Here is a 20,430-nt window from a genome sequence, read left to right as displayed (position 1 = left end):
CCCTGCCGCCGCACTGTTCCCTAACCACCCGCCCCGGCGACAAGGTGCAGCGTCGACGTCTGCACCCAGTTGCCGGCCTGCTGCTCCAGCACCGCGTAGTCGGTCAGCGCATTGCCGAAGCCGTCCGTGCCGGTGCCCAGCTGCTGCAACTGGGTGTCGGCCGCGACGGTGAATGTGTCGCCGCTGTCGAGCTTGAGCGTCAGTTCATGGTTGGCGTCGGTGACGCTCGTGATGCCCAGGCTCGACAGATTGATGCTGCCGCTGCTGCCGTTGCGCACGTCCAGCGTTTCTATGTTGTGTGCCACGTTGATGAGGGACGTGATGTCGAAGCTGGCGCCGACGGTCGCGAACTTCAGCAGGTCGATTCCCGCGCCGCCATCGGCCGAGGCCAGGTCCGCCGGCGAGGCGGCGATCAGCGTGTCGTTGCCGTTGCCGCCCAGCAACGTGTCGGCGCCACCGCCGCCGGTGATCGTGTCGTTGCCATCACTGCCATCGAGTGTGTTGGCTGCGCCATTGCCCGAGAGGGTGTTGTCCAGCCCGTTGCCCGTGCCGTTGATGGCGCCGCTTCCGGTCAGCGTCAGGTTCTCGACGTTCGCGCCCAGCGTGTGCGACACGGACGACTGCACCGTGTCGGTGCCGCCACCCACGCCCTCGGTCACCGTGTCGCCGGCGTTGTCGACGACATAGGTGTCGTTGCCCGCACCGCCGGCCATCGAGTCGGCGCCACCACCGCCATCCAGGACGTTGTTGCCCGCGTTGCCGGTGACCTGGTTGGCCAGTGCGTTGCCGGTCGCGTTGATGTTGCCCGCGCCGGTCAACACGAGATTCTCGACGTTGGCGGGCAACGCATAGCTGATCGACGACTGCACGGTGTCCGTGCCCGCATTGGCACCCTCGGTGACGACATCGCCCGCGTTGTCGACGACGTAGGTGTCGTTGCCCACGCCGCCGGCCATGGTGTCGGCACCGCTGCCACCGTCCAGCAGGTTGTCGCCGCCGTTGCCGATCAGCACGTTGTCCAGTGCATTGCCGGTGCCGTTGAGGTTGGCGCCGCCGGTCAGCGTCAGGTTCTCGACGTTGGCCGCCAGCACGACGCTGACGGACGCGAACACGGCATCGGTCCCCTCGCCCGGGTTCTCGGTCACCACGTCGCCGGCGTTGTCGACGATGTAGGTGTCGTTGCCAGTGCCGCCGATCAGCGTGTCCGCGCCCGCGCCGCCGTCGAGCGTGTCGTTGCCGGCTAGACCCGTCAGCGTGTTGGCGGCGCCGTTGCCGGTCAGCACGTTGTCCGCCGTGTTGCCAATGCCGTTGATGGCCGATGTGCCGGTCAGCGTCAGGTTCTCCAGGTTCACGCCCAGCGTCCACGTGATGCTGGACTGGACGGTGTCGGTGCCCTCGCTGGCGTTCTCGGCGGTCGTATCGGACAGCGAATCGACGACGTAGGTGTCGTTGCCTGTGCCACCGGCCATGGTGTCGTTGCCGGCGCCGCCATCCAGCAGGTCGTCTCCGTTGCCCCCCGTCATCGTGTCGTTGCCGTTGCCGCCGTACAGCGAGCCGCCAGTGCTGGCCACGGCGAAAACCGTCGGCGCCGCCGTCTTGTAAGGATTGCTGGCGGCGAGCTGGCCGACCGTGCCCCACTTCCACGCCAGATAGGCATCGAGCTTCTGCTGGTCGGCCGTGCTCAGCGCAGTGCCGGTGACGACGACCTCGCTGTAATCACTGCTCGACATCCACTGGCCACCCCAGCTGTTGCCAATCGTCAGCGAGCCGTTGAAGCTGAGCGTCTGGTTCACCGTGGACACGACATGCGTGGCCTCCGCCAGCGTCGTGTAGACGCTGTTGCGCGTCGTCCAGTTCTGCAGCGTGCCGTCCACCGTCCACGCCGTCTTCAGGTTGGTGTTACTGGCGCCGACGACATCCGTGGAGCCGTCGCCGTTGCCGGCGATCAGCAGCCACGGGCTGCCGCTCACCCCGGTAGCCATGGGCATGTAATAGCTGTCGCCCGACTTCTGCACCCAATAGATGCTGCCCTGCCCCGCCGCGGTCGTGGCCAGGCTCACGCTCAGCCGGTCGTCCAGGCCGTCCAGCCGCACGGTGGGCAGGTTGTTCATGCCGTCCAGCACCAGCTGCGGCTCGTAGGCGCCGTTGCTGGCGGTCGCATCATGCCCCCCACCGCTCTTGTCGCGCCAGACATAGACGCGGCCATCCGCCGTCAGGCCGCTTTCGGCCACGCCTTCCTGCACACCGTCGCCATCCAGGTCGGCCGCATCCAGCCACAGCGACAGCGCGCTGCCCAGTTGGGTCGGCGTCCAGGCCACGACGTTGCCCAGGCGCAGCACATCGTCGCCGTCACCACCCTGCAACGTGCTTCCGCCATCGGCAGTCAGGTTGTCGTTGCCCAGGCCGCCGATCAGCGTATCGACCCCACCGCCACCGATGAGCGTGTCGTTGCCGTCGCCGCCGTCCAGCACGTTTGCAGCGCTATTGCCGATCAGCGTGTTGTTGGCGGCATTGCCCGTCGCATTGATGGCAGCGGTGCCGGTCAGCGTGATGTTCTCGATGTTGGGCAGGCTGGCCAGCGAGTAGCTGGCGCTGCTCTGCACGGTGTCCGTGCCCTCGTTGGCGTTCTCTACGAGCGTGTCTGCGGTGCTGGTGACGACGTAGGTGTCGTCGCCCACGCCGCCGGTGAGCGTGTCGACGCCCGGACCGCCGATCAGCGTGTCGTTGCCGGCGCCGCCGTTGAGCACGTCGCCCGCCGTGTCGTTGATGGCCGCGTCGCCGAAGCTGAACGCGGTCGAAGGGATAGCGGCGTAGCTGCTGGCGCCTGGCGTCAGCCAGGCCAGCTGCGCCGCCGCGCCGCCCGTGCCCTCGAACATCTGCACGGTGATGGTGTGCAGGCCCGCGACGAGCGTCACCGGCGCCGAGTCGATGTTGTTCAGGCTGGTGTACGCGTTCATGCCATCGACGTACTGGCCGTCGATGTAGACGGCCATGCCGTCGTCCTGGTTGATGCGGAAGCTGTAATTGCCGGCCGTGGTGACGTTGAGATAGCCCGTCCAGCGCACCGAGAAGTTGTCGACGTTTACGACGCCCGGAGCGGGAGAGTTGGTGGTCCAGTTGAAATAGAGGTTGGCATCCTGGCGCGTCAGCACGGGGGCGCCGAGCCAGTTGCTGTTGTTCCAGTACTCGGCGCGCAGCCCGGCCTGCTGCAGCCCGGCGAAGAAGCCCGGGCGCGCGGCAGACACCAGCACGTCGTCTCCATTGCCGCCATTGAGCGTGTCGGCACCGCCGCCGCCGTAGATGACGTCGTTGCCGTCCATGCCGGACAGCGTGTCGTTGCCGGTGTTGCCGGCCATGAAGTTGGCCAGCGCGTTGCCCGTGCCGGTGTGGGCGCCGGTGTCGGTGAACACCAGCCGCTCCAGGCTCGTGCCCAGCGTGTAGCTCGACAGGCTGGTCTCGACGCTATCCAGACCCGTCGTCTCGGTGATGACGTCACCGGCGTTGTCGACCACATAGGTGTCGTCGCCCGCGCCGCCCACCAGCGTGTCGGCGCCGGCGCCGCCATCGAGCCGTTCGTTGGCCTGCGTGCCGGTCAGCGTGTTGTTCAACGCATTGCCGATGAGGCGCAGGTTGTTCTGGCTCAGGGCGGTGAGGTTCTCGAGATTGGCGCCCAGCCGGTAGTCGATGTTGGCCTGGACGAGGTCGGTGCCCTCGTTGGCGTTCTCGACAATGGTCGTGAAGGGCTGGTAGACGACATAGGTGTCGTTGCCCGCGCCGCCCGTCAGCGACGTGGCGTTGGGGGTGCCGGCGTTGCTGGGCCCGGTCAGCACGTTGTCCAGCGCGTTGCCGACGCCATTGATGTTGTAGGACGACAGCAGATCCAGGTTCTCGACGTTCGCCGGCAGCGTGTACGTCAGGATCGTCGTGTTGTTCGTCGTGCGCTGCAGGTGAACGGTGTCAGTGCCTTCGTTCGCGTTCTCGACGACAACGAGGTTCAGGTTGAAGTTGCCGAAGCTGTCGGCCTGCTGGTAGTAGTCATCGTTGCCGGCGCCGCCAGTCAGCGTCGTCGTGATGCCGCTGTAGACGCTGGCATACAGCGCGTTGTTGCCCGTGTTGCCGGTCAACGTGCCGGCCGTGCGGCCGATGTAGTAGAGGCTCTCCACATTGGCAGGCATCGTGTAGCTAACCGTCGTGTAGACGCTGTCCGTGCCTTCGCTGGCGTTCTCGTTGACGACGTCGCCCGCGTTGTCGACGAAGTAGACATCGTTGCCCGCGCCGCCGGTCATCGTGTCCGCGCCGGCACCGCCGTCGATACGGTTGTCGCCGGTGTTGCCGAGGATGGTGTTGGCCAGCGCGTTGCCGGCACCGTTGATGGCCGCCGAGCCGGTCAGCGTGAGGTTCTCGACGTTGGCGCTGAGCGTGAAACTCACCGACGACAGCACCCGGTCGGTGCCGGCACCGGCCTCTTCCACGACCGTGTCGCCCACGTCGTCGACGGTGTAGGTGTCGTTGCCCGCGCCGCCGGCCATCCAGTCGGCGCCGGTCTTGCCGTCCAGCGTGTCGTTGCCGTTGCCGCCATAGAGCGCGTCTACGCGCGCGCCGCCGTTGAGCACGTCGTCGCCGTCACCGCCGAAGACGACGGCGTCCACCCGGCCGGTGCCGCGAGCGGAAGCGCCGGTGTAGGCCGCCGTGATCGTCTCAGCCGCCGCCGTGCCGAACTGGATCTTGGCGCCGGTCCACATCGTGTCCAGCCCCACCGTGCCCAGCGCGCCGCCCGTCATGCTGACCGGCGTGCCGACGCCCCACTTGGTGGCCAGGTAGTTCTCAATGACGCGCTGTTCGCCAGATGACAGCACATGGTCGAACACCAGCAACTCCGAGACGGAGCCGCGGCTCGGCTCGCTGTTGCCACCGTTGTAGCCCGAGAGCTGTACCTTGCCCAGCCAGCCGTCGAAGGTGTTGGTGCTCGTGGCGGCCACCGCGACGCCATTCTTGTAGAGCACGCCCGAGCCGGCCAGGTCGTTGGCGGTGTACTGGATCGGCGTGGCGGCCTGCACCGTACCGTTGGTCTGCGAGATCCAGTTCTGGCCGTAGAGCTGGTCCTGGTAGCCGCCGTGCCAGCCGACCAGCGAGTTGTCCGTCGACGACGACACCAGCCGCTGGTTCAGTGTGCCGGTCATCTGGCCGACGACGAACAGCGAGTAGTTCTGGCCCACCCAGGTGTTGCTGGTCAGGAAGTCGTTGCCGTCGAACGTGACGGTGGGCAGACCGTTCAGACCGGCGAGCTGCAGCTGCGGCGACGCCGCGGCGGTGCCCTGCGTGAAGTTGTTGCCGCTGCCGCTCTTGTCGACCCAGGTGCTGAGGTTGCCGCTGCCGTTGATGAGCCCGCCCTCGGCCAGACCGGCGGAGGCGCCGTTGCCGTCCAGGTCTGTGGCGTCCAGCCAGGTGATCTTGCCGCCGATGCTCGCGAAGGTCGGATCGGCCGTCATGCCCCACAGCGTGCGCAGGTCCGACAGGCTCGGCAGCACGAGGCCGCTCACGTCGATGGCGAGGTTGACGCCGCCCGGCGAGATGGCCGTCAGCAGCTTGCCGGTGTTGCCGTTGGACAGCAGCACGTCCGGCGCGCCGGTGATATTGGTGGTGTTGTTGTAGTCGCTGCTGTTGAGCAGCAGCAGGTCGTTGCCGTCGAGCAGGATTTCCAGCTTGCCGCCGCCGTCGCTGCCGACGAAGTTGGTCGTGTTGACGTCGCTGGAGCGCACGGTGACGGTCTCGACCGTGCCGCCGAAGAAGTCCAGCACCTCGATGCCGCGCACTTTGGCCGTCAGCTGGTTGACGTTGGTGACGCCCAGCCCGTCGAGCTTGAGGTTGTCCAGTCCCGTGCCGCCGTCGATGGATGCGAAGTTCAGGTCGCTGACGACGAGGGTATCCGCGCCGCCGCCGGCGTTGATGGTGTCGGCACCTCCCCCGCCGATGATGAAGTTATTGCCGGCGTTGCCGGTGATGATGTTGGCCGCGCTGTTGCCGGTCGCGCTGATGTTGGCGCTGCCGGTCAGCGTCAGGTTCTCGAAGTTGGCGGCCAGCGCCCAGCTGACGCTTGCGTTGACGGTGTCGGTGCCGCCACCGGCCTGCTCGTAGAGCTGGTCGCCGACGTTGTCGACGATGTACGTGTCATTGCCGGCGCCGCCGGTCAGCACATCGGCACCCGCACCGCCGTCCAGCAAGTTGTTGCCCGCGTTGCCGGTGATGGTGTTGCCCAGCGCATTGCCGGTGCCGTTGATGTCGCTCGTGCCCGCCAGCACCAGCGTCTCGACGTTGGCGGTCAGCGTGTAGCTGATGCTGCTCTGGACGGTGTCCGTGCCCTCGCCCGAGAACTCGACGACGATGTCGCCCGCGTTGTCGACGACATAGGTGTCGTCGCCCAGGCCGCCGGTCATCTGGTCTGCACCGGCACCGCCGTCCAGCACGTTGTTGCCGTCGTTGCCGGTGAGCAGGTTGGCCAGGCTGTTGCCGGTGCCGTCGATGGCGTCGGCACCAGTCAGTTCGAGGTTTTCCAGGTTGGCGCCCAGCACCCAGCTGACGGAGCTGCGGACCGTGTCGGTGCCCTCGCCGGCGTTCTCGGTGATCGTGTCGCCGGCGCTGTCGACGACGTAGATGTCGTTGCCCGCACCGCCCACGAGCCGGTCGTCGCCGGCACCGCCGTCCAGCAGGTTGGCGCCCGCGTTGCCGGTGATCTGGTTGTTGAGCTCGTTGCCGGCGCCATCGATGTCGGCGGCACCGGTCAGCACGAGGTTCTCGACGTTGTCGGCGAGCCCGTAGCTGACGCTCGCCGAGACCGTGTCGGTGCCGCCGCCGGCCGACTCGACCACCACGTCACCGGCGTTGTCGACGATGTAGCTGTCGTTGCCCGCACCGCCCACCATCCGGTCGGCGCCGGCACTGCCGTCCAGCACGTTATTGCCGCTGTTGCCGGTAATGACGTTGTCCAGCGCGTTGCCGGTGCCGTTCAGGTTGGAGCTGCCGGTCAACACCAGGTTCTCCAGCTCGTTGCCCAGCGTGTAGCTGATGGACGCCTGCACCGTGTCGCTGCCCTCGCCGGCGTTCTCGGTGACGACGTCGCCGACGTTGTCGACGACGTACGTGTCGTTGCCGGAACCGCCGGCCATCGTGTCGGCGCCCAGGCCGCCGTCCAGCACGTTGTTGCCAAGGTTGCCGGTCAGCGTGTTGGCCAGGTCGTTGCCGGCGCCGTTGATGTTGTTGGCACCCAGCAGCACCAGGGCCTCGATGTTGGGCCCGAGCGTCCAGGTCACGGACGACTGCACCGTGTCATAGCCCTCGGCCGTGTTCTCGGTGGTGGTGTCGCCGCTGTTGTCGACGATGTAGGTGTCGTCGCCGGCGCCGCCGATGAGCTGGTCGGCGCCAGTGCCGCCGTCCAGCACGTTTGCGCCGCCGTTGCCGGTGATCTGGTTGGCCAGCACGTTGCCGGTGCCGTTGAGGTCGCCGGTGCCGGTGAGGATCAGGTTCTCGACGTTGTTGCCCAGCGTGAAGCTCACGCTGCTGCGCACCAAGTCCACGCCCTCGCCCGCTGCCTCGGTCACCACGTCGCCTGCGTTGTCGACAAGGTAGGTGTCGTTGCCCGCGCCGCCGGCCATCGTGTCGGCGCCTGCGCCGCCATCGATGACGTTGTTGTTGACGTTGCCGGTGATCTGGTTGTTGGCCGCGTTGCCGGTCGCGTCGATGCGGTCCGTGCCGATGAGCACGAGGTTCTCGAGGTTGCTGCCCAGCGTATAGCTGATGCTGGAGCGCACGGTGTCCGTGCCCTCGCCGGCGTTCTCGACGATGACGTCGCCGACGTCGTCGATGACGTAGGTGTCGTTGCCCGCACCGCCCACGAGGCGGTCGGCACCCAGGCCGCCGTCCAGCACATTGGCGCCGCTGTTGCCGGTGATCTGGTTGTCCAGCTCGTTGCCGGTGCCGTCCACGCTGGCGGTGCCGGTCAGGATCAGGTTCTCGATGTTGGCGCCCAGCACGAAACTAGCGCCGGCCCTGACGGTGTCGAGGCCCTCGCCGGGGTTCTCCACCACCACGTCGCCGCTGTCGTCCACGACGTACGTATCGTCGCCGGCCCCGCCGGTCATCGTGTCGGCGCCCGCGCCGCCGTCGATGACGTTGTTGCCGCTGTTGCCGGTGATCTGATTGGCCAGCTCGTTGCCGGTGCCGTTGAGGTTGGCGCTGCCCGTGAGGATCAGGTTCTCGACATTGGCCTCCAGCACGCGGCTCAGCGACGAGATCACGGTGTCGTTACCGGCGGCGAAGTCCTCCACGACCATGTCGCCGTTGTTGTCCACGTAGAACGTGTCGTCGCCGCCGCCGCCGGCCATCGTGTCGGCGCCTGCGCCGCCATCGATGACGTTGGCTGCGGCATTGCCTGTGATGCTGTTGTTGCCCGCGTTGCCGGTACCGCTGATGTTGCTGGTGCCCGTCAGCACGAGGTTCTCCAGCGTCGCTCCTAGCGTGTAGCTGATGGACGAGCGCACGGTGTCAGTGCCCTCGCCGCTGGCCTCGATGACCTGGTCGCCCGCGTTGTCCACCACATAGGTGTCGTCGCCCAGGCCACCGGTCAGGATGTCGGCGCCCAGGCCGCCGTCCAGCACGTTGTTGCCGCTGGTGCCGGTGATCTGGTTGGCCTGCGCGTTGCCGATGCCGTCGATGTCAGCCGCGCCGGTGAGGATCAGGTTCTCGATGTTGGCGCCGAGCGTGAAGCTCACACTGCTGCGGACTAGGTCCGTGCCTTCGCCCACCGCCTCGGTCACCGTGTCTCCGGCGTTGTCGACGAGATAGGTGTCGTCACCCGCGCCGCCGGCCATGCGGTCGGCGCCCGCGCCGCCGTCGATCAGGTTGGCGCCAGCGTTGCCGGTGATGGTGTTGTCCAGCTCGTTGCCGGTCGCGTTCAGGTTGCCGGTGCCGGTGAGCACCAGGTTCTCGACGTTCGCGCCCAGCGCATAGCTGATGGACGAGCGGACCGTGTCCGTGCCCTCGCTCGGGTTCTCGGTGACGGTGTCACCGGCGTTGTCCACCACATAGGTGTCGTTGCCAGCGCCACCGGCCATCGTGTCGGCGCCCAGGCCGCCATCCAGCAGGTTGTTGGCGATGTTGCCGGTGAGCGTGTTGTCCAGCTCGTTGCCGGTCGCGTTGACGTCGCCGGTGCCGGTCAGCACCAGCCGCTCGATGTTGGCACCCAGCGCGAAGCTGACGCTGCTGCGCACGGTGTCCGTGCCCTGGCCGCTGAACTCGGTGACCGTGTCGCCGAGGTCATCGACGACGTAGGTGTCGTCACCCGCACCGCCGGCCATCGAGTCGGCACCCGCACCGCCATCCAGCGAGTTGTTACCGCTGTTGCCGGTCAGCTGGTTGGCCAGCTCGTTGCCGGTGCCGTCGGCGTTGGCGCTGCCTGTCAGCACCAGGTTCTCGATGTTGGGGCCCAGCGTGAACGTAACGCTGCTGCGCACGGTGTCCGTGCCGTCGCCCGCCGCCTCGATGACCGAGTCGCCGAGGTTGTCGACGAGGTAGGTGTCGTTGCCCGCGCCGCCGGCCATCTGGTCGCCGCCCGCGCCGCCGTCGATGGTGTTGTTGCCGGCATTGCCGGTGATGACGTTGTCCTGGGCGTTGCCGGTGGCGTCGATGTTGGCGCTGCCTGTCAACACCAGGTTCTCGACGTTGGTCGGCAGCACCAGCGTGATGGCCGAACGGATGGTGTCGATGCCCTCGCCCGCGTTCTCGATGACGGTGTCGCCGGCGTTGTCGACGACGTAGGTGTCGTCACCGGCACCACCGGCCATCTGGTCGGCGCCCGCGCCACCGTCGATGACGTTGTTGCCGGCGTTACCGGTGAGGCGGTTTGCGGCCGAGTTGCCGGTCGCGTTGATGTTGGCGCTGCCGGTCAGCGTCAGGTCCTCGATGTTCTCGCCCAGGCGGAACGAGACGCTGGAGAAGACCTGGTCGTTGCCCTCCGCCACGGCCTCGGTGACGGTGTCGCCGGCGTTGTCAACGTAATACGTGTCGTCGCCCGCGCCGCCGGCCATCTGGTCGGCGCCCGCCCTGCCGTCGATCACGTTGTTGCCGCTGTTGCCCAGCAGCTGGTTGTCCAGCTCGTTGCCCGTGGCGTTCAGGTCGCCGCTGCCGGTCAGCTGCAGGTTTTCGACATTGGCCGTCAGCGCATAGGTGATGGATGAGCGCACGCCATCCGTGCCCTCCCCGGCGTTCTCGGTGACCGTGTCGCCGGCGTTGTCGACGATGTACGTGTCGTCACCTGCGCCGCCGGCCATCTGGTCGGCCCCGGCCTTGCCGTCGATGAAATTGTTGCCGCCGTTGCCGGTGATGACGTTGGCCAGCGCATTGCCGGTCGCATCGATGTCGGCGCCTCCCGTCAGCGTCAGGTTCTCGAGGTTGGCGCCCAGAGTCCACGTGACGCTGCTGCGTACGAGGTCGACGCCATCGCCCGCTTGCTCCGTGACGGTGTCGCCGGCGTTGTCGACCACATAGGTGTCGTCACCCGCACCGCCTGTCAGCGTGTCGGCACCCGCGCCGCCGTCCAGCACGTTGTTGCCGCTGTTGCCCGTGATGACGTTGGCCAATGCATTGCCGGTACCGTCGATGTTGGACGAGCCGGTCAGCGTCAGCTGCTCAATGTTGGCGCCCAGGCGAAAGCTCACGCTGGACTGCACGAGGTCGATACCTTCGCCGGCGTTCTCCGTCACCGTGTCGCCGGTGTTGTCGACGATGTAGGTGTCGTTGCCGGCGCCGCCGGCCATTTGGTCGGCGCCCGCCCCGCCATCGAGGGTGTTGTTGCCGCTGTTGCCGGTGATGGCGTTGTCCAGCGCATTGCCGGTGCCGCTGAGGTCGCCCGTGCCGGTCAGCACCAGGTTCTCCAGGTTGGCCCCCAGCGTGTAGCTGAAGCCCGCGCGCACGGTGTCGGTCCCCTCGCCGGCGTTTTCCGTCACCACGTCGGCGGCGTTGTCCACCACGTAGGTGTCGTTGCCGGCGCCGCCGGCCATCGTGTCGGCACCCAGGCCGCCATCGATGAAGTTGTTGCCACTGTTCCCGGTGATGACGTTGTCGAGGTCGTTGCCGGTGCCACTGATCGGCGCGGTGCCGGTCAGCACGAGGTTCTCGATGTTGCTCCCCAGCACGAAGCTCACGCTGCTGCGCACGAGGTCAGTGCCGCCGCCAGCGGCCTCGGTCACGGTGTCGCCGGCGTCGTCGACGATGTAGGTGTCGTCTCCCGCGCCTCCCACCATCGCATCGGCGCCTGCGCCGCCATCGATGAGATTGGCACCGCTGTTGCCCACGATGCGGTTATCCAGCTCGTTGCCGGTGCCGCTGATGTTGCCGGTGCCCGTGAGCTGCAGTTCTTCGACGTTGGCGGACAGCGTGAAGCTCACGCTGCTCTTCACCGTGTCGTAGCCCGCATTGGCGTCTTCGGCCACCGTGTCGCCGCTGTTGTCGACGATGTAGGTGTCGTCGCCCGCGCCGCCGGCCATCGTGTCGGCCCCGGCCTTGCCGTCGATCAGGTTGGCGCCAGCGTTGCCGGTGATGACGTTGTCCAACGCGTTGCCGGTCGCATCGATGTTGCCGCTGCCGGTGAGCGCCAGGTTCTCGAGGTTGTCGCCCAGCACCCAGCTGATGGAGGAGCGAACGCTGTCCGTGCCTTCATTGGCGTTTTCGGTGATCTGGTCGCCGGTGTTGTCGACGACGTAGATGTCGTCGCCCGCGCCGCCGGCCATCTGGTCGGCGCCGGCCTTGCCGTCCAACAGGTTGTTGCCGGCGTTGCCGAGCAGGCTGTTGTTGAGCGCGTTGCCAGTGCCGTCGATGTTGGCGGTGCCGGTCAGCGTCAGATTCTCGATGTTGGCGCCCAGCGTGAATGTGACGCTGCTGCGGACGAGATCCGTACCCTCGCCGGCATTCTCGGTCACCGTGTCGCCGCTGTTGTCGACGACATAGATGTCGTCGCCTGCGCCGCCGGCCATCGTGTCCGCGCCAGCCGCGCCGTCGATGAGGTTGTTGCCGCTGTTGCCGGTGATGACGTTGTCCAGCGCGTTACCGGTGCCGCTGTTGCTGGCCGTACCGGTCAGCACGAGGTTTTCGACGTTGGCACCGAGCGTGTAGCTGATGCCCGAGCGCACAGTGTCCGTGCCCTCGCCGAAGTTCTCCACGACAACATCGCCCGCGCTGTCGACGACGTACGTATCGTCGCCCGCGCCGCCCAGCATCCGGTCGCTGCCCAACCCGCCATCGAGCAGGTTGTTGCCGGCGTTGCCGGTGATGACGTTGTCCAGCGCGTTGCCGGTGCCGTCGATGTCGGCATTGCCGGTCAGTGTCAGGTTCTCGACATTGGCGCTCAGAACATAGCTGACCGACGCATTGACGCTGTCGGTGCCTTCGCCAGCGTTCTCGACGATGACGTCGCTGCTGTCGTCGACGTTGTAAGTGTCATTGCCCGCACCGCCCGTCAAAACGTTGGTGCCGGCCGCGCTGGTCAGCACATCATCAAACGCGCTGCCGATGACGTTCTCGACGCCGGCGAGCGTGTCGCCCTGCGCATCCCCGCCGCTACCGCGACCGCTGGACAGGTTGACCGTCACGCCCGCGCCAGAAGCCGCATAGGAGGCCGTGTCGATGCCGGCGCCACCGATGAGCTGGTCCGCGCCAGCGCCGCCGATCAGGAGGTCATTGCCCGCGCCGCCATCCAATCGGTTGGCGCCAGCCGTGCCGATCAGGACGTCGTCGAACCCCGAGCCCGTCAGGTTCTCGATCGAGTCGAAGCTGTCGCCGGCCGCGTCACCGGTGTTGACCGTCGGCTCCGCCAGGCTGACGGTCAGACCGCTGGCGGCACCAACGTAGCTGGCCGTGTCGCTACCGGCGCCGCCAATCAGAACGTCCGCGCCTGCGCCGCCGATGAGGACGTCGTCACCCGCGCCACCCACCAGCTTGTTGACGCCCGCGTCCCCTTCCAGCGTATCGTCAAAGCCAGAGCCGGTCAGGTTTTCGACGGACGAATAGCTGTCGCCGGCCGCGTCGCCGGCATTGGTCGACGAATTCACCAGGCTCGCCGTCACACCGCTGGTCGCTGCAGCGTAGGTGGCCGTGTCGTTGCCGGCGCCGCCGATGAGCTGGTCCGCCCCCGCCCCACCGTCCAGCAGATCGTCGCCGTTGCCACCGTCCAACCGGTTGTCACCGGCATCGCCCTTGAGTACGTCGTTGAAGTTCGAACCAATCAGGTTCTCGACGCCATCGATCGAGTTGCCCTGCGCATCGCCACCATTGCCGGTGCCGGCGACCAGGTCCACCTGCACGCCGGCGCCGGAGGTGGCGTAGCTCAGCGTGTCGTTGCCCAGGCCGCCGTGGATGGCGTCCGCACCGCCCCGACCCTCGATAAAGTCGTCGCCATCGCCGCCGCTGATGATGTTGGCATTGCCGTCGCCCACCAACGTGTCGTTGTAGTTCGAGCCGGCCAGGTTTTCGATGCTGATGTAGCTGTCGCCCGCCGCAGCGCCGGTGTTGGTATTGGGTGCCAGCAGGCTGGCCGTCATGCCGGCCGTCGCGCTGGCGTAGCTGGCGGTGTCGCTGCCGTCGCCGCCGTCCAGCACGTCGCCAGCGTCGCCGCCGTCCAGCACGTCGTCGCCGCCACCGCCGACCAGCCTGTTGACGACGGCGTTGCCTGTCAGCTGGTCGTCTTTCTCGGAGCCGATCAGGTTCTCAATGCTGGACAGCCGGTCGCCCTCGGCGTCGCCGCCCTGACCGAGCCCCGTCAGCAGGTTCACGCGCACGCCCTGGGCCGAGGTCGCGTAAGTCGCAGTGTCGACGCCTGCACCGCCGCTCAGCTGGTCGCCACCGCTGCCGCCATCCAGCAGGTCGTCGCCATCGCCGCCATCGAGCTTGTCGTTGCCCGCCATGCCAGCCAGCGTGTCGTTCCCGGCACCGCCGATCAGCGTGTTGGCGCTGGCCTCGCCGGTGAGCTGGTCATCACCGCTGCCGCCGGTCAGGTTCTCGATGGACTGGAAGGTGTCGCCCGCCGCGTCGCCACCGGCCACGACGCCGGTGGTCAGGTTGATCTGCACCGCGACCGTGGACGTGGAATAGTCCGCCGTGTCGGAACCGTCGCCGCCGATCAGCGTGTCCGCACCCGCGCCACCGGTGAGGACGTCGTTGCCGCGACCGCCGTCCAGCACATTGTTCCCGGCGTCGCCGACAAGGCGGTCCGAGAAGCGAGAGCCAGTGAGGTTCTCGATGTTGGTGAGCGTGTCCCCCGCAGCATCGCCACCCGTGGCCGGCGTGGCGCCGCTCAGGTCGACCTTCACGCCCTCCTGTGAGTCGGCGTAGCTGGCCGTGTCGTTGCCGTCGCCCCCATCGAGCTGGTCGGCGCCCGCGCCACCGAACAAGGTGTCATCGCCGGCCCCGCCCTGCAGGTTGTCGTTGCCCGGGTTGCCGATCAGCACGTTGTTGAAACCGTCGCCGATCAGCACGTCGTCATTCTCTGAACCGGCCAGGTTCTCGATGCTGCTGAACGTATCGCCCCTGGCCTCACCGGTGTTGATCGAGGGATTGGCAAGGCTCACGGTGACGCCGGTCTGGGCATCGAGGTAGCTCGCGGTGTCGCTGCCATCGCCGCCGATGAGCTGGTCCGCGCCCTCGCCGCCTTCCAGCTCGTCGTCGCCCGCACCGCCATCGAGTTTGTTGTCGCCGTCGTCTCCGATCAGCAGGTCGTTGAAGGCTGAGCCTGTCAGGTTCTCGATGTCCTGCAGCCGGTCGCCCTGCGCATCGCCGCCGCTCCCCTGGCCGGTGCCCAGGCTCACGTTGACGCCAGCCGTCGAGCCCGCGTAGGAGGCAGTGTCGTTGCCGGCCCCGCCCTGCAGCTGGTCCGCGCCGGCGCGGCCTTCCAGCAGGTCGTCGCCCGCGCCACCTTGCAGCACGTTGGCACCAGCGTCACCGCGCAACGTGTCGTCATGGTCGGAGCCGACAACGTTCTCGATCTCCTTCAGCGTGTCACCGTCGGCCTCGCCGCCCTTGCCGGTTCCGGCTGCGAGGTCGATCGCCACGCCGGCGCTGGAGCCGCTGTAGACGGCCGTGTCCACGCCTGCGCCGCCCACCAGCACGTCCGCGCCGCCGCGGCCTTCCAGCGTGTCATTGCCCGCGCCGCCATCCAGTCGGTTGGCGCCGCCATCGCCGCGCAGCACGTCTGCACCGCCGCTACCGGTCAGGTTCTCGATGCCGTCGAGCGTGTCGCCCTCGGCGTCGCCGCCGCTGCCGGTATTGGTCGAGAGGTCCACCGTCACGCCCGCAGGCGACCCCTCGTAGCTGGCGGTGTCGTTGCCCGTACCACCGATGAGCTTGTCGGCACCCTCGCCACCGACCAGCCAGTCATTGCCGGCACCGCCGTCGAGCTTGTCCGCGCCGGCACCGCCGTAGAGCCGGTCCGCACCGACCAGGCCGTTGATCGTGTCGCTGCCCGCACCGCCATCGATGACGTCGCCCAGGCCATAGGCCGGGAAGACGACGCCAGCCTTGCCACCGACGTCGTAGCTCATGTCGGCGGCGCTCGTCACATCGCGCACGATGGCCGGCAGCGTCAGCTTGCCCTCGACCGTCTCGGCGCCCACGTCGGCCTTCGCAGTCACGACAATGTCGAAGCTGGATGGACTCCCGCCGGCCGTGTCCGACGCCACGGCGTAGCGCACCATGACGCTGAACCGCGTCTCCGTCGTTCCTTCAGGCGGCACGGTGAGGGCCCAGCCGGTGGCGTCCTTCGTCGCGCCGACGACTTCGAACCCGTCAGGCAGCCCGCTGATGACGAGCGACTTCACGAGCGGCGCAGTCTTGGCCGACAGCGTGATGTCGAACTGCCGCGCCCAGCCCGAGCCCATGCCCTGGCCGCCATCGCCGTTGATGGTGTCGTCACCCGCCGTGCCACGGATGACCTCCGCCGCAGCCTGCGCCGCAGGTGAGAAGTCGGTGGCTGACTCCACGGAACCGCCGGAGCCGGTGATGGTGGCCCCGGTCGCCGTCGTGCTGACCTCCTGGCCCGTGACGTTGTGGAACTGGCCATTGATGGTCAACGCGGCAGCCGCTGGCGGCGGAGGCGGCGGGCCGCCCCCGGGCGGCCCGCCGGCCGGTGCTGGCGAGATCTGCACGACCAGCGTGAAGGGCCGCGCCTCGTCGTGGAACTCAGCTTTGGCATTGCCCTCTCCGCCGCCCGTGCCCGATACCATCCCCGCCTCTGCCGGCTTGGGCGGCGGCGGCATGTCGCTGGCGCTCTCGCGCGCGGCCGGGGCCGACGTGTCATCGGCCGTCGTGTTTTTCTCGATCGTGCGCAGCAGCGTGTCGGTGATGTTCACCGGGCCGGCCTGCGTGATCAGCGTCGCGGCGTCGAGGCTGCCATCGGCGAACTGCAGCTGGAAGTCTGGGTCGGCCAGCGCGCGCAGCGCGGCGCCCTGCAGCACATGCTGCGTGCCGTCGGCCATAACCAGCACCAGGTCCACGCCCGCCACCTGCACCTTGGAGATGGCCGCGCGCGACAGCGCCAGCTTGACCGGTCCGTCCCCGGAGACCGTATGGATGGTGACCTTGCCCGCGACGTTGTCCATCAACTGCTCCGTGTTCCCCGCCCACCGGCCGGGATGCCCAAGCCGCGCAGCAGCCGGGCGTCGTCTTCACTGCCGGGTTCGCCGGCCAGCACGTCCAGGCGCTCCGCAGCGCCCAGCTCGGCCATCATCTGCAGCAGCCGGCGCTTGCCGGCGCTGGCCTCGCCGTCGAGGCCCACGCACAAGGACGGTGCCAGGCGCAGGTGGCCCACGCCCAGCCGGCGCAGCAAGGCCAAGTCCTCGGGCGGCGCGGCCACGCGCTTGAGGCCGATGCGCACCGCGTGGCGCTGCAGCATGGCCGCCAGCGGCCCGAGCACGCCCGCCACGTGGCGCTCGCCCTCGATGTCGAACTCCACCCACAGCTTCGCCGCCAGCGGCCCGATGGCCGTGAGGGCCTCATCGAGCCGGTTGACGAACGTGGGCCGCTCGGCCGAACGCGGTGAGATGCGCACGGCCAACTCGTCGCCGTTGCCGGCGATGCGGGCCAGCGCCAGCTCGGCCACGCGCAGGTCGATGTCTGCGATGCGCGCGGTGCGCAGCGCGGCGGGCAGCACCTCGTCGGGCCCAAAGCGGCGGCCTTCGGCGCCTTCCAGCTGCACGCGGGCGAGCTGGTGCACGACGCGGCCTTGCGCGGTCGTGACGGGAGTCAGGTCCAGCTCCACGCGGCCGGTCATCAGCGCCTCGTCGATGAGGCTGCGCCACTGCGCCAGCGACACGCTCGGGCCGGACGGTGTCGCCCGAACCAGCTGCCAGGCGGTGTCGCCGCCCTCTCCCGCCTGCAGCGCGCGGTCCACGCGGGACATGACGGCACCCAGCGTCTCGCCGGCCGTGAAAGCGCTGGCTGCCAGCCAGCCGACGCGCGGCCGGTCGGTCAGCTCGCGCTGCTTGAGGCCATGCAGCGCGTCGGCCAGCTCGCGCGTCCAGGCGTCCAGCGCCTCGGTGGCCACCTGCGGCAGCAGCACGCCAAAGTCCGCGCCGTTGAGCCGCGCGACGACGCCGGCGCGCTCGCCGTCCAGCCGCAGCGCCCGCGTGCGCAGGAGCGTCGCCACCTGCTTCAGCAGCTCGTCGGCACGCTCGCGGCCCGCGCGCTGGTTGAGGCCGGCCAGGTCATCCACCCGAAGCAGCACGAGGCCGCCGGTGGCCTCGCGGTCCGGCTCGTGCAGCAGTGCGGCCAGGCGGTCCATGAACTGCGCACGGGCGGCCAGGCCCGTGACGGCATCGACCGAGATCTCGGCATGCAGCTCGCCCAGGCGCTGGTCGCGGTCGTCCAGCTGCGCCTTCAGCCGCGTCAGCGCGACGTTAATCGTGCGCGACATCGGCCCCCACTCGACCGGGCCATCCTGAACGCGCTCGGCAATGCGCCCGAGGCCGGCTGCCTCCAACTGCGCCATCAACGGCTCGCTGCCGCGCAGCCACCAACGGGCGACGACGAAGATGGCCGCCTGCGTCACGACCATCGCGCCCAGGTGCACGACCAGCAGCCGGCCCAGCTGGTGCGACGACAGCCCGCCGTGCAGCAGCGCCACGTTGACGACGGCCGACAGCGCGAAGCCGCACGCAACCGCGCCCACGGCCCGCCAGGTGGCGCTGCCGACGCTCACGGCTCGCTCCCCGCGGCGATCTGCTCGTACTGCGGACCGAAGCGCTCGCCCAGGTTGTCGGCCACCAGCGATGCCGCGGCGACGAGGCTCGCATCGAGCTTCTGCAATGCCAACTCGGCCTTGTCGCCGCCTTCGATGGACGCGGCCACCTGCGTGGCAAGCGCCAGCACCGGCGCCAGCGTGCCGGCGGCCGGGTCGGCTTCCAGGTGCCGGGCCACGGCGTCGATGACGGCCGTGGGAAAGCCCAGTTCGTCCAGCCACGCGGCGCTGACTTGCGCATGGTCCAGCCCGCAGGCCTCGTGCTCCAGCGCCGCCAGTGCCCGGCCACGCGCTTGGCGCGAGCCGGCCAGCACAGCCGGCAGCCGGTCGGCAAAGGCCTGGCACAGGATCAGGTGGCCCACGTTGTGCAGCAGGCCGGCCAGGAAGGCAGCCTCGCCGTCGCCTCCGGCCAACCGGGCGAGGCTGCGTGCGGCCTTGGCGGTGAGCGTGGCGTCCAGCCAGAACTGGCGCAGGTTGACGCCCGGCACGGCGACGAACACCGCCTCCAGCCCACCGCTGATGACCAGCGTGCGCAGCGTGTCGGTGCCGATGATGGCCACCGCGTCTTTCAGACTTGCGAGACTGCGCCTGCCGCAGTAGTACGGCGAGTTGGCGATGCGCAGCGTGCGAGCGGCGAGCTGCGGCTCCTGCTCCAGCTCGTCCACCACCTCGACGATGGAGGTGGCCGGATCGCGCAGCTGGCTGATGAGCCGGCGCACGACGCGTGGCACCGACGGCAGTTGCAGCCGGCCACCGGCCGCGGCGCGCACGGTGTCCATGCTCACGGCCATCATGCGCGCCCTCCCTTGTCGTCGCTCAGCGCATCACGCAGTTGGTCCTTCTCCAGGTTCCACAGCGTCGAGTCCATGCGCTTGACGAGCGCAGCCTGCTGCAGCACCTCGTCCTTCAGACCCTCGTTGGCGGCGGTCAGCGCGCCGATCTCGCGCTCCAGGCTCTCGACGCGGCTCAGCGTCCGGCGCACGTCGCTGACCAGCGCCTCCTGCGCGGGCAGGAAGTCCAGCATGCGGCCCACGCGCTCGTTGGACGACCCGCTCTCCTGCAGCATGCCCTCGGCGGCCGACGCCAGCCTCGCCATCGCCGGCACAACGTCGCCGACACCGCCGACGGTAGCCGTCGTGCGCTCCAGCACGGCCTCCTGGCTGGCCAGTCGGTCGGACAGCCGCGACGCGTTCGTCGCCATCTCGGCCACCTGCGGTACGAGCTGGTCCAGCCGCGCCACCACCGTGGCCAGGCCTTCGCTGGACGCACGGTGCTGCTCCAGGATGTCGGCCAGCAGCGTCGCCAGGAAGCGCTCGCTGATCTCGACGTTCTCGTTGACACTGCTCTTCTCGGCCAGCGACAGCACCTGGCCGCGGACGGTCTCGACGAGAGCGGACGCGGCCTTGCGCACCGCCACCATCTGGAAGCCCAGCACGATGGAACCCACAAGGCCGAACATCGAAGCCGAGAAGGCCGTGCCCATGGCGGCCAGCGGCTTCTGCAGGCCGCCGACGATCTTGGCGAACTCGCCCTCCATGTCGGCCCCGCCGCCCACGCTCTTCGCGATGGTCGCGATGAGCCCCGACGTTTCCACCAGCGTCTCCAGCAAGCCCACGAAGGTGCCCAGCAGGCCCAGGCCCACCATCAGGCCGACGAGGAACTGGCTCAGCTCCTGGCGCTTGTTCAGGTACTGCTCCAGCGCCTCGATCTCGGGCTCCATCGCCGAGCTGTGGATGTAGACCTGATGGCCCAGGCCCAGCTTCTGCAGCCGGTCCAGCATGCCGGTGACGAAGGCCGGCGGACCCAGGCGCGGATGCTGCTCGCCACTGGCATCGCCATCACGCAGCCAGCGCATGCCGGCGCGGAAGACACGGTCCTCGCCGAACAGCTCGACGAGGTGGCCGGCCATCGTCCACATGCCCCAGCACAGCACCGAGATGATGATGCCGTTGAGGATGGGATTGGACAGGATGGCGAAGGACACGAAGTGCCACATCGACGCGGCGCCCGCCAGCATCGCCAGCAGCGGCAGCGCGACGAAGAAGATGTGCCGCTTGCCCATGCCATGGTCATGCAGCTCGGGGCCGCGTGGGGGCAGCGGCTCGGAGACCGTCGCCACATGGGTGGCGGTGTGGGTGTCGCTCATATCTTTTCCC

At 68.5% G+C, this 20,430-nt stretch carries 4 protein-coding genes; all 4 read right to left on the bottom strand.

What is annotated here, in order from left to right; translation table 11 throughout:
• Positions 1-20 precede the first annotated feature (20 nt).
• The 4 genes from LXT13_RS03535 to LXT13_RS03510 are packed head-to-tail and all read right to left on the bottom strand — an operon-like array spanning position 21 to position 20,420.
• On the bottom strand, positions 21-16,637 hold the full coding sequence (locus tag LXT13_RS03535) for a beta strand repeat-containing protein (RefSeq protein ID WP_304622797.1): 16,617 nt from the start codon (positions 16,635-16,637) through the stop codon (positions 21-23).
• Entirely contained in the window at positions 16,637-18,235 is a 1,599-nt protein-coding gene (locus tag LXT13_RS03520; protein WP_233370216.1) for an EAL domain-containing protein, read from the bottom strand. The genes LXT13_RS03535 and LXT13_RS03520 overlap by 1 nt, the downstream gene beginning before the upstream one ends.
• A complete protein-coding gene (locus LXT13_RS03515) occupies positions 18,232-19,068 on the bottom strand; it encodes an HDOD domain-containing protein (protein ID WP_233370215.1) in 837 nt (278 codons plus the stop codon). Before LXT13_RS03515 ends, LXT13_RS03520 begins: the two co-directional genes overlap by 4 nt.
• The gene (locus LXT13_RS03510) at positions 19,065-20,420 is read right to left on the bottom strand and encodes a hypothetical protein (protein ID WP_233370214.1); all 1,356 of its coding nucleotides are present in this window, start codon (positions 20,418-20,420) and stop codon (positions 19,065-19,067) included. The genes LXT13_RS03515 and LXT13_RS03510 overlap by 4 nt, the downstream gene beginning before the upstream one ends.
• Positions 20,421-20,430 lie beyond the last annotated feature (10 nt).

It is taken from the genome of Pelomonas cellulosilytica, from assembly GCF_021353265.1.
In the GTDB taxonomy this organism is placed as follows: domain Bacteria; phylum Pseudomonadota; class Gammaproteobacteria; order Burkholderiales; family Burkholderiaceae_C; genus Pelomonas; species Pelomonas cellulosilytica.
The sequence above is the reverse complement of the archived record's forward strand: the minus strand, read 5'-3'. Positions and strand labels throughout refer to the sequence as shown.

Bases quoted from the DNA above. Each gene is read 5' to 3' on its own strand.
- LXT13_RS03510 (WP_233370214.1), bottom strand. From the start codon at position 20,420: ATGAGCGACACCCACACCGCCACCCATGTGGCGACGGTCTCCGAGCCG.
- LXT13_RS03535 (WP_304622797.1), bottom strand. From the start codon at position 16,637: ATGGACAACGTCGCGGGCAAGGTCACCATCCATACGGTCTCCGGGGAC.
- LXT13_RS03515 (WP_233370215.1), bottom strand. From the start codon at position 19,068: ATGATGGCCGTGAGCATGGACACCGTGCGCGCCGCGGCCGGTGGCCGG.